A 14,055-nucleotide genomic window follows, 5' to 3' on the forward strand; every position below is an offset into this window, starting at 1 on the left:
CGGGTCGACCGGCTGATGGCGGAGCGCACCGAGCGCGCGGATCGCTCAGTGGGAGCGGAGGCGTAGCCGTGGCATCCGCTTTCGTCCAATACTGTTCAAAAGTCAGGCCAACGTATATGGTGACGACCAACGGGGCGCCCGCCCCGGTTCGAGACCGTGGGAAGGAGGCGCCGTGACCCTCGCTGACTCGCTGCCGCTCGAGGCGGTTCGCACGCGGGCGCACGCGGCCGACTGGCGCGAGGCGATCCGCCTGGCGGGTGACGGGCTCGTCGCCGGCGGCGCGACGACCGACGAGTACACGCAGGAGATGATCGACACCGTCGAGCGCCTCGGCCCGTACATCGTCATCGCTCCGGGCTTCGCCCTCGCTCACTCGCGCCCCTCGCCCGCCGTGCTGCGCACCGGGCTGAGCTGGGTGTCGCTCGCCGAGCCGGTCGAGTTCGGCTCGGAGCAGAACGACCCCGTCAGCGTGGTCGTCGGCCTCGCCGCGACCGACCACGACGGGCACATCGGCATGATGGCCGAGCTCGCCGGCGCGATCGGCGACGAGGCCCTGTTCGCTCGGCTCAAGGACGCCGAGACACCGGAGCAACTGCTCGAAGAGCTTCGCGCGGCGGGAAGCGCCGCGCAGGACGCGGCGACGCCGCCGGAAGGGGAGACCCCATGAAGATCATCACCGTCTGCGGCATGGGCATCGGAACGTCCGTGCTGCTGAAGATGAACGCCGAGAAAGCCCTGCGCGGACTCGGCGTGGACGCCGACGTGGAGGCCGCCGACATCGGCACCGCGCGCGGCGCGGCTCGCACAGCCGAGATCGTGCTGACCTCGGCGGACCTCGCCGACGAGATCGGCGACGTCCCGGCGAAGGTCATCGTGATCAACAACTTCACGAACACCGAGGAGATCACCTCGAAGCTCACCGAGGCGCTCAGCTAGCACCCGAAAACGCCGAAGCGGCCGACGCCTCGCGGCCCGCCAGGCACACAAGAAGGGAAGTCCACGATGGAGTGGCTTGTCGCCATCCTCGATTTCATCGGTCAACAGATCCTCAACGTCCCGGCGTATCTGATCGGCATCATCACCGCGATCGGCCTGATCGCGCTCCGCCGGTCGGCAGGGCAGGTCATCGGCGGAGGCCTCAAGGCCGCGCTCGGCTTCCTGATCCTCGGCGCCGGCGCCGGTGTCGTGATCGCGTCCCTCGACCCGCTCGGCGAGCTCGTGCTCGCGGTGACCGGAGCACAGGGCGTCATCCCGACGAACGAGGTCATCACCGCGATCGCGGCCGAGCAGTACGGCGCGCAGGGCGCGTACATCCTCACGCTCGGCTTCATCGTGATGCTGATCCTGGCGAGGTTCACGCCGCTGCACTACATCTTCCTGACCGGCCACCACATGGTCTTCATGTCGATCATGCTGACGGTCGTGCTCTCGGTCGGCCTCGGTGAGTCCGGCCAGTGGGCAGTGGTTCCGCTCGGCGCGATCCTCGTCGGCGTGATCATGGTCGTCATGCCCGCGTTCGCCCAGCCGTGGACGCGCAAGATCACCGGCGACGACACGATCGCGATCGGCCACTTCGGCACCCTCGGCTACATCGCGGCCGGTGCATCCGGTCAGGCGGTCGGCCGTCGCAGCCACTCGACCGAGGCGATCAACTTCCCGCAGGGCCTGCGGTTCCTGCGCGACTCGATGGTCGCCACGGCCCTCTCGATGGTGCTGATCTACTGGGTCTTCGCGATCTGGGGCCTCATCGTGCTCCCGCTCGACGAGGCGCTCGGCATCTTCGGCTCCGCGGACGTGGGCGCGTACATCATGGCCGCGTTCGGCTCGGCGCTGCAGTTCGGCGTGGGTGTCGCGATCATCCTCTTCGGTGTGCGCACCGTGCTGGGTGAGCTCGTGCCGGCGTTCCAGGGCATCGCCGACAAGGTCGTCCCCGGCGCCAAGCCCGCGCTCGACATCCCGATCGTGTTCCCGTACGGCCCGAACGCCGTCCTGATCGGCTTCATCTTCTCGTTCATCGGCGGTCTCGTGACGCTCGGCATCATCGCCGCGTGGCTCAACCCCGTGTTCGGCCTCGCGCTGATCCTGCCCGGCATGGTGCCGCACTTCTTCACCGGTGGCGGTGCGGGCGTGTACGGCAACGCGACGGGCGGTCGCGTCGGCGCGATGGTCGGCGGCTTCGTCAACGGTGTGCTCATCACGATCCTGCCCGCGCTCCTGCTGCTCGTCTTCGGCGAGCTGGGCTTCGAGAACTCGACGTTCGGCGACGCCGACTTCGGGTGGTTCGGCGCCCTCATCGGCTCGAGCTTCCTCGGCGGGCCCGTGCTCGGCATCGTCGTGAGCCTGCTGATCGCGATCATCCTCGTGGTCGCGGCGTCGATCTTCCAGCGCAAGGTCGTCGACACCGGCTGGACGCCCGGCAAGCGCCGCGACGAGTACCTCGCCGCCCAGGAGGCCGAGGCCAAGGCCGACGAGACGGCGAGCGTCGGTGCCGCGGCATCCGAGCCGGCGCAGACCCGCGCCGAGGCGAAGGCGCAGGCCGAGGGCGAGAGCAAGCCCGACAACACCTGACCCGGGGCCGTGGGGCGGTGCGGGTGCGCCGCCCCACGGCATGACCGGGCGAATGAGTCCGTCAACCGATTGAAGGAGAAGAAGGATGCCCGAGCGCACCGTCACCGTCGCGTCTGCCCAGGGGCTGCACGCCCGACCCGCCGCGCTCTTCACACGCGCGGCCGCCGGGGCGGGCGCCAAGGTCACGATCGCGAAAGGCGGCAAGACCGTCGACGCCGCGAGCATCCTGTCGGTCCTCTCGCTCGGAGTCGTGCAGGGCGACGAGGTGACGATCGCGACCGAGGGCGACGAGTCGATCCTCGACGGCCTCGAGGAGCTCTTGACGACCGACCACGACGAAGAGTGATGGGCTGGACGGCGACCGGATCCCTCACGGCCGAGCCCGCGCTCGAAAAGCTCGAGCTCGTCGCGGAGCCTGTGGCCGACGGCATCCGCGCCCTCGCTCCCGATGTCGCCGCGACGATCGGCGTGGCGTCGATCGACCCGTCGCTCGCTGACACGGCGGCGTTCTGCGAACGCTACGGGGTGGCTCCGGATGCGTCGGCCAACTGCGTCATCGTCAAGGGCAAGCGCGCGGGCGAGGTGCGATACGCGGCATGCATGGTGCTCGCGACGACGCGCGCCGACGTCAACGGCGTCGTGCGCCGACTGCTCGACGTGCGCTCCGCGTCGTTCGCGCCGATGGATGAGGCTGTCGAGCTCACCGGCATGGAGTACGGCGGGATCACTCCGCTCGGGCTGCCCGGCGACTGGGCGATCTTCGTCGACGCCGCCGTCGCGGCGGCGCCGGAGGTGGTGATCGGCGGGGGAGTGCGGTCGAGCAAGCTGTTCCTCCCCGGGTCGGTGCTTTCCACACTCCCCGGCGCGAACGTGGTCGACGGTTTGGCCCGCGTGCCAGGATGAGTCACGCGGGCACCGCCCGCACTGAGAGGAGCGACATGGCCGTGCCCGACCCGACCGCGCCGCACGAGGCGACCGACACCGCTCGAAACCCGCTCCTGCGAGCGGCCATCTGGGTCGCGATCGGCGCCCTCGTGGCCGCCGCGATCGTGTGCGTCGTGTGGGTGCTCATCGGCTCGCAGAACGGCATCGTCGGCCGGGCGTTCCTCACGATCCTCCTGCTCGCCGCTTTCGCCGGCGTCGCCATCCTCGACGCGCACCTCGCGCCGCGGCGTCCGGCGTGGTTCGCCCTCGCGAGCATGGCGTCGTGGGTCGCCGCGCTGCTCATCGGCGCGGTGCTCATCTGGATGCCGGAGCGCTACGCCTTCGGCAGCTTCACGAGGTTCTTCCAGTTCCTCGTCGTCGTGCTCATCCTGCAGCTGCTCCTGCTGCACATCCGGCTCTATGTGAAGGCGTTCCAGCGCTACGTGACCGCGTTCACGCGCGTCGTCGCGATCATCACGATCGCCCTCGTGGTCGCGCTCGCGGCCCTGTTGATCCTCTCCATCGTGCTCAACGAGTGGCTCGATTTCCCCGAGCTCTACTGGCGGATCGTCGTCGCCGTGACGATCCTCGCGGCGGTCGGAACCGCGCTCATCCCGCTCGTGAACGCGCTGTTCGCCCCCAAGAAGCCGCGGGCTCCGCGCGGCGTCCAGCAGCCGATCGCCGGTTATGCGCCCGCGCCGTGGCCGACGTACGCCGACGGCGTCACGCCGCTGCCGGTCATGCCCGACGGCACTCCTGACTGGAACGCGTATTACACGGGCTACCCCACGGTGCAGCCGGCGCCTGACCAGTCGTTCGTGGCGTTCCAGACGCTCCCGTATCCGACGGAGCAGCATGCGCCCGAGCAGCCGGCTCCGCCGACGGCGTCGGAGCAGGTTCCGCCGTCGGTGCCGCCGACGGGGTACGAGGGCTACCCACCGCCTCCGCCGCTTCCGCCGCGCCAATAACTCGCATCAGGGGCGCGCGTCAGCGGGTCAGCCCCCGAGCATCTCGAGCGCCGCCATCGCGGCGCTGTGCCCGCCGAGGCCGCTGACCGCACCGCCGCGGCGCGAGCCCGAGCCGCACACGAGGACGCGTTCGTGCGCGGTGGCTACGCCCCAGCGCTGCGCCGGCGTCGAGAGGTCTTCGTCGTCGTCCGCCCACGGCCACGACAGGCGGCCGTGGAAGATGTCGCCGCCGATCATGCCGAGCGACTCTTCGAGGTCGGCGGTCGTGCGCGCCTCGATGCACGGCTCGCCGTCCGGACCGGTGTACACGCATTCGGCGATGGGCTCGGCGAGCACCAAGTCGAGCGAGCGCTGCGCAGCTTCGAGCAGCTCGCGGCGCGCGGCATCCGGTTCGCGTCCGTGCACAAGCCGGTGCGGCGCGTGTAGGCCGAACAGCGTCAGCGTCTGGGCGCCCGACGCCTGGAGCTCGGGCCCGAGAATCGAGGGGTCGGTGAGCGAGTGGCAGTAGATCTCGGCGGGCAGGGGCTCGGGAACGGCGCCGCTCGCCGCGCGCGCGTACGCGTCGTCGAGCTGCGTCATCGTCTCGTTGATGTGGAAGGTCCCGGCGAACGCGGCCGCGGGGTCGACGTTCGCGTCGCGCAGTCGCGGGAGGCGTTTCAGCAGCATGTTGACCTTGATCTGCGCGCCCTCGGGGCGGTCGGATCCGATCGAGTCGGAAGAGTCGGATGCGCCGTCCCCGGCCGCGAGCAGCCGGTCGAGCACGGCCGGCCCCACGCCGCTCAGCACGAGGCGCCCGTGCACCCGCGTGCCGTCGGCCAGCGTCACGACTCCGTCGGGTTCGACCGAGGCGACCTCCGCGTTCGTGCGGAGGGTCGCCCCCGCTTCGCGCGCCGCGCGCTCGAGCTCGCCGGTCACGCGGCCCATGCCGCCGACGGGGACGTCCCAGTCGCCGGTTCCGCCGCCGATGACGTGGTACACGAAGCAGCGGTTCTGGGCGAGAGTCTCGTCGTCTGACGACGCGAACGTGCCGATCAGTCCGTCCGTGAGCGCGATGCCGCGCGCGATGTCGCTCTCGAGCGACGCGCGCAGCACGTGGCTGAGCGGCCGCTCGAAGATGTCGTCCCACAGATGGTCGTCGCCGAGCGCGCGGCGCACGTCCGCGCGGCGCCGCAGCGGCTCGGTCATCGAGGGGAACAGCACCTTCGCGACGGGGCCGATGCGGTCGTAGAAGGCGGAGAAGCGGTCGGCCTCGCCGGCGTCGCCGAGCACACGGGCGAAGGAGGCGGCGGTGGCCGCGGCATCCGCCGTGTCGACCAGGATGCCGCGCGACGGGTCTGCCGGGTCGGGCGTGTACGACGCGTACCGGCGCCGGCGCAGCTCGATGCGCAGACCGAGCTCGTCGATGATGCGGCGGGGGAGGAGGCTCACGAGGTACGAGTAGCGCGACAGGCGGGCGTCGACGCCCGCCCACGGCCGCTCCGACACGGCGGCGCCGCCGACGTGGTCGAGGCGCTCCAGCACGATCACCGACCGCCCGGCACGAGCGAGGTAGGCAGCGGCGACGAGGGCGTTGTGGCCCCCTCCGACGATGACGACGTCGTGCGTGCGAGTGGAGTCTTCGGCGACCATCCCTCCAACGTAGGCGACCCCGACGCCGACACCGACGGGGCCGATACCGTAGAGGCATGGTCGAACCGCGGGAACTCGAGAGCATCGCACGAGAGGTCGCCCGCGAGGCCGGCGAACTGGCCCACCGCCGTCGCACGGCGGGAGTCGCGATCGCGGCGACCAAGTCCGCGCTCGCCGACATCGTCACCGACGCGGACCGCGAGGTCGAGGCGCTCATTCGCGAGCGGCTCACCGCGGCGCGGCCGGGCGACGGATTCCTCGGCGAGGAGTCGGGCGCGGAGTCCGGCGAGACCGGCGTCACGTGGGTCGTCGACCCGATCGACGGCACGGTGAACTACGCCTACGGCATCCCGTCATACGCGGTGAGCATCGCAGCCATCGCCGGCGAGCCCGACCCGAGCCGTTGGGAGGTGCTCGCGGGAGTCGTGCGCAATCCTGCGAGCGGCGAGGAGTTCCACGCCGCGCTCGGGGAGGGTGCGTGGCTCGGGGATGCGCGCCTCGCGGTCAACGATCCCGTCGGCGAGGCCGGAGCGCTGCTCGCGACCGGATTCGGGTACGACCCCGCGACGCATGAAGGCGACCTCGTGCGCGTCATGCGGGTGATGCCGTTGGCGCGCGACATCCGTCGGATCGGGTCCGCCGCACTCGATCTCTCGTTCGTCGCCGCGGGTCGCCTCGACGGGTACTTCGAGCGCGGAATCAACGCGTGGGACCACGCCGCAGGAGAGCTCCTCGTGCGCGAGGCCGGCGGGGTGTTCCGGCGCTCGCTGGAGCCCGGCGAGACGCGGGCACTTGTCGTGGCCGCGGGGCCCAGCCTCGTCGACGAGCTTTTCTCGACCGCAATCGCCGATTGACCGGGACCGCTCCCACGAATCGGGGGTCGGAGTCAAGCCCTGGGAATGGATTTGCCCCGCCACGCGGGAACCTGTACATGGCATTCTCAGAGAGACCGGGGTAGTGTTTACGCGATTGTTACCTTCGTCGCCCGAACGGCGAGGGTGATCAGAAGCCCGATTGTCCGCCCGTTGCCCCCCGCGAGCGACCAGTACCCGAGAGCCCCTGCGTTTTGCCTTTCGACGCCCCGATGGCTGAGCCTGCGCCCACGCGCCGCTCGAGCCGCCCCGCTTCGGCGCCTGCACAGGCGCGAGCGGAAGCAGCCGGGATCTCGCGCGCCGAAGCGCGTCGTCGTGAAGGAGCGAACGCTCCAGAGCGCCCCGCCATCGTGTGGGGCCGCCCCGCGACACCCCCTCCCGCACCCGCTCCCGCCCCCGCCCCGACCGCTTCCGCGACCCCGGCCGCCCCGTCGTCGACGGCACCGGCCGAGCCGGTGACCGAGCCCACGGCCACGGATGCCGCGCCCGCCCCTTCGCGTCGCGCGCGCTCCTCCCGCCGTCCGGCTGACACCGTCGTTTCCGCGACGCCGACCGCCGTTCCTCCGACCGTCACGGACTCGACCCCCACCTCGTCGCCCACCGCGCCGGTCCCCTCCGCGACCCCCACCACCCCGACAGCCCCCACGGGCCGGACCTCTCGCCGCGCAGCCCGCGTCGCGCGAGCCTCGACGGGTGAGCAGAACGTCGTCGCGGTTCCGGGGCCCAAGCCCGCGGTCGACGACCGTCCGGGCGCCTCGAAGCCCGAGGTCGCCGCGGCCGTTCCCGAGGCCGTGGTCGAGACCGGACCCGTCGACACGGTCATCGCCGTCACCACGAGCACGAGCCCCGTCCCCGTCTCACCCACGAGCGTCGCCGCCCCGGCCGAGCCGGTCGAGCAGGTCGCCCAGGCCGAGTCGATCGTCGCGCCCTCGCCGGTCGCCGCCGCCGCGCCGATCGACGAGGCACAGCAGGCGCAGCAGGCGCAGATCCGCGCCCGTCGGGCCCGCCGCGCCGCGGGGCGTGGAGCCGTGGCCCCGATCGTCCCCGAGCCGATCCCCATGCCGGCCGCCTCGACCTCGGAGGAGCCGGTCGTCGAGCCGACGCCGGCGGCAGCATCCGTCGATTCCCCCATTCAGCCCGTGATGACCCCGGCTGAGCCGTTCGAGCTCCTGGAGCCGGTTGTCGCACCCGAGCCCCAGCCCGCCCCCGCGCCCGCCGCGGAGCGGCGCATCGAGGACGAACTCGACGACGTGTTCGAGGTCGCCGCGCGCGTGTTCTCGTTCACGGGCGAGACGCCGGTGCAGGCGAAGGTCGAGCCGAAGGCGGAGCAGGCCGAGTCCGACGAGGCGCCGAAGGCCGCATCGTCCGATGACCACGTCGCGCCGCGCCGCACGCGTCCGACGTCGCGAACGACGATCAAGCGCATCGCAGGACTGTCCTTCTCGATCGGCGTCATGGGCGTCGTCGGCCTCATGACCGTGGGCATGACGACTCCGGCCGAGGCCGTCGCCGCGATGAACGGCTCCGTCCCCGAGCCGCTCTCGGTCGTCGCGGGCAGCGAGGTCGCCGAGGCCGAGCTCGACGACGACCAGGTCCAGGCATATGTCGCGCCGGCGGAGCTCGAGGCCGTCGCGCTCGACCGTCCCGACGACGACTACTCGACGATGACGCTCGCCGAGCTGGCTTCGGAGTCCGGCATCCGCAACTTCTCGAACTTCTTCGTCAACGACCCGAACTCGCCGATCCAGTGGCCGTTCGCGGTGGGCGTGCCCATCAGCTACGGCTTCGGGATGCGCTCGGGCCGCATGCACGAGGGCGTGGACTTCACGCCCGGTGCGGGCTCTCCGATCCAGGCGATCGCCGACGGCGTCGTGCGGGAGTCGACCGACGCGGGCGGCGCGTACGGCGTCCACGTGATCATCGACCACGTGATCGACGGTCAGCTCGTCTCGAGCCACTACGCGCACATGCAGTACGGCTCGCGCCGCGTGCAGGCCGGGCAGCACGTCACGGTCGGCACGGTGCTGGGTCTCACCGGCAACACCGGTCGCTCGTACGGCGCCCACACGCACTTCGAGATCCTGCTCAACGGCACCACGGCGATCGACCCGATTCCGTGGCTCCGCCAGCACGCCGGAGGCTGATCTCGATTAAGACGGATGCCGCGCCTCTGGTATCCTCTTCTAGTTGCCCGCGCGCGGGTGACACGCCCCGATAGCTCAGTGGCAGAGCACTTCCATGGTAAGGAAGGGGTCGTCAGTTCAATCCTGACTCGGGGCTCGCAGCATCCGTCTCTGTGACCGCGGGTGCATCGCGGCAGGGTAGCTCAGTTGGTGAGAGCGCACGACTCATAATCGTGAGGTCGCGGGTTCGAGCCCCGCTCCTGCTACGAACGGAAGCCCGCCTTTTGGCGGGCTTCCGTTCGTTCCGGGGCGGTTGGTCGAACCCGTCACGCGTGGGGGGTCCCGCTCCGCCGGAGGCTCCGCGCGCCGCGCAGTGGCGTGTGGAGTGGCGGAGTGGCCGAGCCCCGCTCCTGCTACGAACGAAGGCCCCGGTTCTCCGGGGCTTTTGTGCGTCCGTCGACAGACGTTCTCACCGGCGTCGTGCCTTCTGGATCGACTCGGCGACGAGCCCGCTGAGCGCGCCGAGACCGGCCGACCTGCCCACCTCGACGGCGCCCACGAGGAGGTTCGGGCCGACGCCGTGGTCGGACCGGTCGCCGGTGAGGACGGTGGTCGCGCCGAGCAGGAGCGCGAAGAGGACTCCGGAAAGCGTGAGGGTGAGGACCGGCCGCGGCACCCTTCCCAGGCCGGCCCCCAGCACCCAGACGGCGAAGGTGGCGAAGAAGGCGATCATCGCGGTCGCGACGTCGCCGACGATCGATTCCAGACCGATCCGGCGAAGGAGGGGCCAGAGGAGCCCCAGAAGACCGAAACCGACCACGGCCGGCCAGCTCAGTCCGGGATGCCGGCCGGTGGGTACCGCTCGCGGGTGAGAGTGCGGTGGAGGCTCGCTCATGCTGACGAAGGTAGGCAGACCGCTTCGAGGTCGCGTTCGCTCCGCGACGACATCGAGGTCGTCGGAGGGCGGTGTCAGATGTCGATCGGTGAGGATTTCGGGCGGCCCAGGGATCGAGCACGGTGGATGGCGATCGCTCGACGACAAGGACTGACTCGATGGAACATCGCGAACCGTACCTCCACCTTCGCGTGCTTGATCGCACCGACGTCGCTGAGGCCGCGGCCCTGCTCGGGCGGGGAATGGCCGACAACCCGATCCACGTATCGGTGTACGGCGACGACGAAGTCACGCGAATCCGTCGGCATGCGTCGCTCATGCGTGTGCTCCTCTCGAGTTCGCCCGCTCTGACCATCGACGGCGTGGAGCAAGGCGGAGCGCTCGTCGGCGTTGCAGCGGCAGCACCACCGGGACGCTGTCAGCCACGGGCCGTGGCTCGGCTGCGGCTTGTGACTCGCGGCGTGACGTTCGGCCCGCGAGCAGCGGAGCGCCTTCTGACCTGGAATCGGGCATGGGCCGCGCACGATATCTCGGAGCCGCACGTGCACCTCGGGCCGGTGTCGGTTGATCGGCATCTGCGAGGGCGGGGGATCGGCACTCTCCTGATGCTCCGCCACACGACTCACCTCGACTCGCTGGGTGTGGCCGGGTACCTCGAGACGGATCGCCCCGAGGCGGTCGGCTTCTACGAGCGGCACGGATACGCGGTCATCGCGGAGGAGGAGATCCTCGGCGTGCCGAACTGGTTCATGCGGCGCCCGCCGAACTGAGCAGTCGCACTTCGTCGTCACCGGATGGAGGACCCGGACATTGAGCATGCATGAGACTCCCGGTCAGCGGCCCGAGAGCAATGAAGATCACGCACCGGGCGCGCCCGATGGACTCGGTGCGAAGCAGGTCGGGGGAGTGACCTTGTCCCGCCGCGCACTCCTGGGCTCAGCGCTCGTGACTGCGGGCGGGGCCGCGGCGATCGGCTTCGCCGCCGCGCGTGTGGCACCTCTGACCGCCGATGCCGCGTCGCCGGACTCAGGCTCGGGCGCGGAGGACGTGATCTCGCCCTTCGGCGCGCACCAGGCCGGCGTCGCCACGCCGCAGCAACGGTACGCGACCTTCGTCGCGACGGATCTGGCCGCGCAGGACGCCGCGCTGCTTCGTCGATTCCTCGCCGACGTCTCGGACACGGTCGTGGCCATCGTCCACGGCGAGGAGACCCCGCCCTCACCGCTGTATCCGGACGACGCGGTGACGCCGACGGATTACGCCACGGGGTTGTCTCCCTCCCGCCTGACGGTGACGACGGGAGTCGGACCGCGCGTCTTCGATCTGCCCGGAATCTCCCGTGAGCGCCCACGACGGCTGCGACCGCTGCCGGAGTTCACCGGCGATCACCTCGATCCGCGTTGGGGCGGGGGAGACCTCCTGTTCCAGATCTGCGCAGACGACCCGCAAGTGGTCAGCGCCGCCATGCGCGCGCTGCGTGCACGGATGCCCGGGTACGCGGTCATCCGTTGGACGCAGACCGGATTCCTCACCCCGCCGAAGGGCGGCGGAACGCCTCGCAACATGTTCGGGCAGAAGGACGGAACATCCAACCCCCGCGTCGGGACCGCACAGTTCGACGATGCCGTGTGGTCGCTTCCGGACGAGCCGTCATGGTTCCGCGGAGGCACCTACCTCGTCTTCCGGAAGATCCGGATGATGACCGCGAAGTGGGACCTCACCGCGCGCGACGAGCAGGACGCGGTGATGGGGCGTCGTCGCACGGACGGATCGCCGTTGACCGGGAAGACGGAGTTCGACGAGCCCGACTTCGAGGCCGCAACGGCCGGGGGCGAGCCCGTGATCGAGCCGGATGCGCACATCCGGCGTGCGCACGGCGTCCCGATGCTGCGTCGCAGCTACAACTACGACTACGGCCTCCTCACGGCGATGGCCGGTGGCAGCCCCGATCCGCTCGAGCATCCCGAGGATCATCCGCATGCTCCCGGAACGGAGGAGCACCACCACGGTGGCCACGGGAAGCTCGATGTCGGCCTGCTGTTCTGCGCGTACGGCAACGACCCGGATCGTCAGTTCATCGCGGCGCAGAAGCGGCTCGCCGAGCAGGATCGCCTGAACGAGTTCATCCAGCACACCGGCAGTGCCATCTTCGCGATCCTGCCGGGCTTCGGGGAAGGTGGATACGCCGGCGACACCCTGGTGTGACCTTTATCCGCCCAGGGCAGACGGCCGAGCCGGAGCCATGAGACCGACAGCCACCGTTCGGGAGAGGATATGACCCTTGAGCTGAGCGCGGACGACCGTGCTCGAATCGCCGAGTTGGGGATGCGCTACCGACTGTGGTCGCCCGCGGAGGAGCCGACCCTCGTATCCCGCGGGGGCGAGAACACGACCTTCGCGGTCGGTGAGTACATCGTCCGATGTTCGGGCGATCTCGATGCAGTCAACCGTGAGGTGGAGCTGCTCGACGCGCTCGCGGGTGCGACCTCCGTCCCCACACCGACACCGGAGCTGCACGAACCGGAGTCCGGAACATTCGCATACCGACGGCTTCGAGGCGCGCCCCTCATTCACCGACGTCACCGTGACACGAAGAAGATCCGACACGCGCTCATCGACGTGCTGTCTGCGCTCCGAGAGTCTCCACGCGCCTCGCGCCTGCCGGTCGATCCGTATCCGAATGAGCAGTGGCATGCGGATGCCGCAGAAACGTACACGGCCGTGTTGAACCACCTCGACGGCGAGCAGGCGCGCATCGTCCGCGCGTTCCTGAGCGAGCCGCCGCCGCCCACACGGACTTCGACCGTCGCTCAGCACAACGACCTCGGAGCGGAGCACATCCTCGTCGACGACGCGGGAGAGGTGACCGGGATCATCGATTGGACGGATGCGGCGATGACCGACCCGGCGCGCGACATCGGGTCCCTCTACCGAGACCTCGGGCCCGCCGCGGCGCTCCGCGTGGGGGAGAGCCTGGACGGGCCCATCACCGAGGACGAGCTGCGCCGCATCCGATTCCACGCACGCTGCAAGTGGCTCGAAGACGTCGCCTTCGGGATCGAAGATCCGTGGACGCGCAAGCCCTATCTCGACAACGCAACGATCACGTTCGATCACACGTTCGCAGCCGATCCGTGAGCCGGGGCAGGAGGACGGGGAGCAGGAGGAAGGATGAAAGGCCGAATCGGATGATCATCACAAGGAGGGTCATCGCGGCGGGAATCGCGCTGGGACTGGCGGTCTCACTGACGTCCACCAGCGCCGGAGCGCACGACGCGCTCACGGACAGCTCGCCCAGATCCGGAGACGTCCTCGCATCGGGTCCCTCGGAGATCACCTTGACCTTCTCGGACCGCGTCTTCGAGGACAGCGCGGTGGTGGCGGTGTCGGATTCGGAGTCCCGCGATTGGGTGTTCGGCTCACCTGCCGTCGACGATGCGACCGTCACCGTCCAGCTCGAGCGAGAACTCCCCGACGGTGAGTATGACGTGCTGTGGCGGGTCGTCTCGAGCGACAGCCACCCGATATCCGGAGCGTTCACGTTCCGGGTCGGGGACGGCGACACTGTCGACCCCGCATCCGGCGCCGGCGATACAGAGTCCCTCACGGGGCCGGCTCAGCCCGCGGCAGTCGTTCTGTGGACAGTCGTCATCGCCGCCCTTGCAGCGGTGGTGGCGGCCGTCTTCCTCTGGCGTTGGGTCACGTCACGTCGACGAAACGGGTGATCGTGCCCGTCTCAGGCGGGCCGGTCGTCCAGTGTGAGCCAATGCAGGACCTGCTCCAGACCGTCGCGCCAGTGCCGGCGGACGATGTCGGCGGCTCTCTCCCGGTCTCCGTCAGCCAGTGCGTCGAGTATCGCTCGGTGCTGGGCATCCGCCTCGGCTCTGCTCCCGACCAACCGCATGTAGGTCAGTTCATATCGGGAGATGCTGGTTCGCAGACTCTGCGCCATCTCCACGAGCTTGGCGTTGCCTGACGTCGCCGTCAGCAGATCGTGCCAGTGGGAGTCCAGCTGCCACCTGCGAACCGGATCGTCGCACTCGGAGAGTTCGCGCGCCACCGCGCGCAGGTCGCCG

15 protein-coding genes and 2 tRNA genes are annotated in these 14,055 nt (G+C 70.2%); 14 read left to right on the forward strand and 3 right to left on the reverse strand.

The window, feature by feature from the left end:
- The first annotated feature begins 172 nt into the window (after window positions 1-172).
- The 6 genes from VFF97_RS06410 to VFF97_RS06435 all read left to right on the forward strand — a co-directional run bounded on the left by VFF97_RS06410 (window position 173) and on the right by VFF97_RS06435 (window position 4,460).
- The gene (locus tag VFF97_RS06410) at window positions 173-667 is read left to right on the forward strand and encodes a PTS sugar transporter subunit IIA (RefSeq protein ID WP_325032660.1); all 495 of its coding nucleotides are present in this window, start codon (window positions 173-175) and stop codon (window positions 665-667) included.
- Window positions 664-936 (forward strand): PTS sugar transporter subunit IIB, encoded by a 273-nt coding sequence (locus VFF97_RS06415; RefSeq protein WP_325032661.1) that lies wholly within the window; start codon window positions 664-666, stop codon window positions 934-936. Before VFF97_RS06410 ends, VFF97_RS06415 begins: the two co-directional genes overlap by 4 nt.
- Window positions 937-1,002: 66 nt before the next feature.
- Complete coding sequence (locus tag VFF97_RS06420; RefSeq protein WP_325032662.1) at window positions 1,003-2,568, forward strand: PTS ascorbate transporter subunit IIC; 1,566 nt, start codon at window positions 1,003-1,005, stop codon at window positions 2,566-2,568.
- Window positions 2,569-2,653: 85 nt separating this feature from the next.
- Window positions 2,654-2,914: an HPr family phosphocarrier protein gene (locus tag VFF97_RS06425; RefSeq protein WP_325032663.1), complete on the forward strand. Its 261-nt coding sequence runs from the start codon at window positions 2,654-2,656 to the stop codon at window positions 2,912-2,914.
- Complete coding sequence (locus VFF97_RS06430) at window positions 2,914-3,471, forward strand: YbaK/EbsC family protein (RefSeq protein WP_325032664.1); 558 nt, start codon at window positions 2,914-2,916, stop codon at window positions 3,469-3,471. The genes VFF97_RS06425 and VFF97_RS06430 overlap by 1 nt, the downstream gene beginning before the upstream one ends.
- Window positions 3,472-3,506: 35 nt before the next feature.
- Window positions 3,507-4,460, forward strand: a complete 954-nt coding sequence (locus tag VFF97_RS06435) for a hypothetical protein (protein ID WP_325032665.1) — start codon at window positions 3,507-3,509, stop codon at window positions 4,458-4,460.
- 27 nt (window positions 4,461-4,487) lie between these two features.
- On the opposite strand, the gene VFF97_RS06440 is transcribed toward VFF97_RS06435, so the two are convergent.
- Window positions 4,488-6,089, reverse strand: coding sequence for an NAD(P)/FAD-dependent oxidoreductase (locus VFF97_RS06440; RefSeq protein WP_325032666.1), 1,602 nt, complete (start codon window positions 6,087-6,089; stop codon window positions 4,488-4,490).
- 56 nt (window positions 6,090-6,145) lie between these two features.
- Between VFF97_RS06440 and VFF97_RS06445 the strand changes: the two genes are divergently transcribed.
- The 4 genes from VFF97_RS06445 to VFF97_RS06460 all read left to right on the forward strand — a co-directional run bounded on the left by VFF97_RS06445 (window position 6,146) and on the right by VFF97_RS06460 (window position 9,350).
- Complete coding sequence (locus VFF97_RS06445) at window positions 6,146-6,943, forward strand: inositol monophosphatase family protein (RefSeq protein ID WP_325032667.1); 798 nt, start codon at window positions 6,146-6,148, stop codon at window positions 6,941-6,943.
- A 473-nt stretch (window positions 6,944-7,416) separates the two neighbouring features.
- Window positions 7,417-9,105, forward strand: a complete 1,689-nt coding sequence (locus VFF97_RS06450) for a M23 family metallopeptidase (protein ID WP_325032668.1) — start codon at window positions 7,417-7,419, stop codon at window positions 9,103-9,105.
- Window positions 9,106-9,169: 64 nt separating this feature from the next.
- A tRNA-Thr gene (locus VFF97_RS06455) sits at window positions 9,170-9,241 on the forward strand.
- Between the two features lie 35 nt (window positions 9,242-9,276).
- Window positions 9,277-9,350, forward strand: a tRNA-Met gene (locus VFF97_RS06460).
- Window positions 9,351-9,553: 203 nt separating this feature from the next.
- Here VFF97_RS06460 and VFF97_RS06465 read toward each other — a convergent pair.
- Window positions 9,554-9,979 (reverse strand): hypothetical protein, encoded by a 426-nt coding sequence (locus VFF97_RS06465; RefSeq protein WP_325032669.1) that lies wholly within the window; start codon window positions 9,977-9,979, stop codon window positions 9,554-9,556.
- Window positions 9,980-10,296: 317 nt separating this feature from the next.
- On the opposite strand from VFF97_RS06465, the gene VFF97_RS06470 reads away from it, so the two are divergent.
- The 4 genes from VFF97_RS06470 (at window position 10,297) to VFF97_RS06485 (ending at window position 13,704) form a co-directional block, all read left to right on the forward strand.
- Window positions 10,297-10,749 (forward strand): GNAT family N-acetyltransferase, encoded by a 453-nt coding sequence (locus VFF97_RS06470; protein ID WP_325032674.1) that lies wholly within the window; start codon window positions 10,297-10,299, stop codon window positions 10,747-10,749.
- 136 nt (window positions 10,750-10,885) lie between these two features.
- Window positions 10,886-12,184 carry a Dyp-type peroxidase gene (locus VFF97_RS06475; RefSeq protein WP_325032670.1) on the forward strand — a complete coding sequence of 433 codons (1,299 nt, stop codon included), beginning with the start codon at window positions 10,886-10,888 and terminating at the stop codon, window positions 12,182-12,184.
- 69 nt (window positions 12,185-12,253) lie between these two features.
- Window positions 12,254-13,117: a phosphotransferase family protein gene (locus VFF97_RS06480; protein WP_325032671.1), complete on the forward strand. Its 864-nt coding sequence runs from the start codon at window positions 12,254-12,256 to the stop codon at window positions 13,115-13,117.
- Between the two features lie 50 nt (window positions 13,118-13,167).
- Window positions 13,168-13,704 (forward strand): copper resistance CopC family protein, encoded by a 537-nt coding sequence (locus VFF97_RS06485; protein WP_325032672.1) that lies wholly within the window; start codon window positions 13,168-13,170, stop codon window positions 13,702-13,704.
- Window positions 13,705-13,715: 11 nt separating this feature from the next.
- Here VFF97_RS06485 and VFF97_RS06490 read toward each other — a convergent pair.
- The coding region (locus VFF97_RS06490) for an FCD domain-containing protein (protein WP_325032673.1) at window positions 13,716-14,055 on the reverse strand (340 nt) is incomplete at its 5' end.

Origin of the sequence: Microbacterium sp. (assembly GCF_035687345.1) — a bacterium.
In the GTDB taxonomy this organism is placed as follows: Bacteria; Actinomycetota; Actinomycetes; order Actinomycetales; family Microbacteriaceae; genus Microbacterium.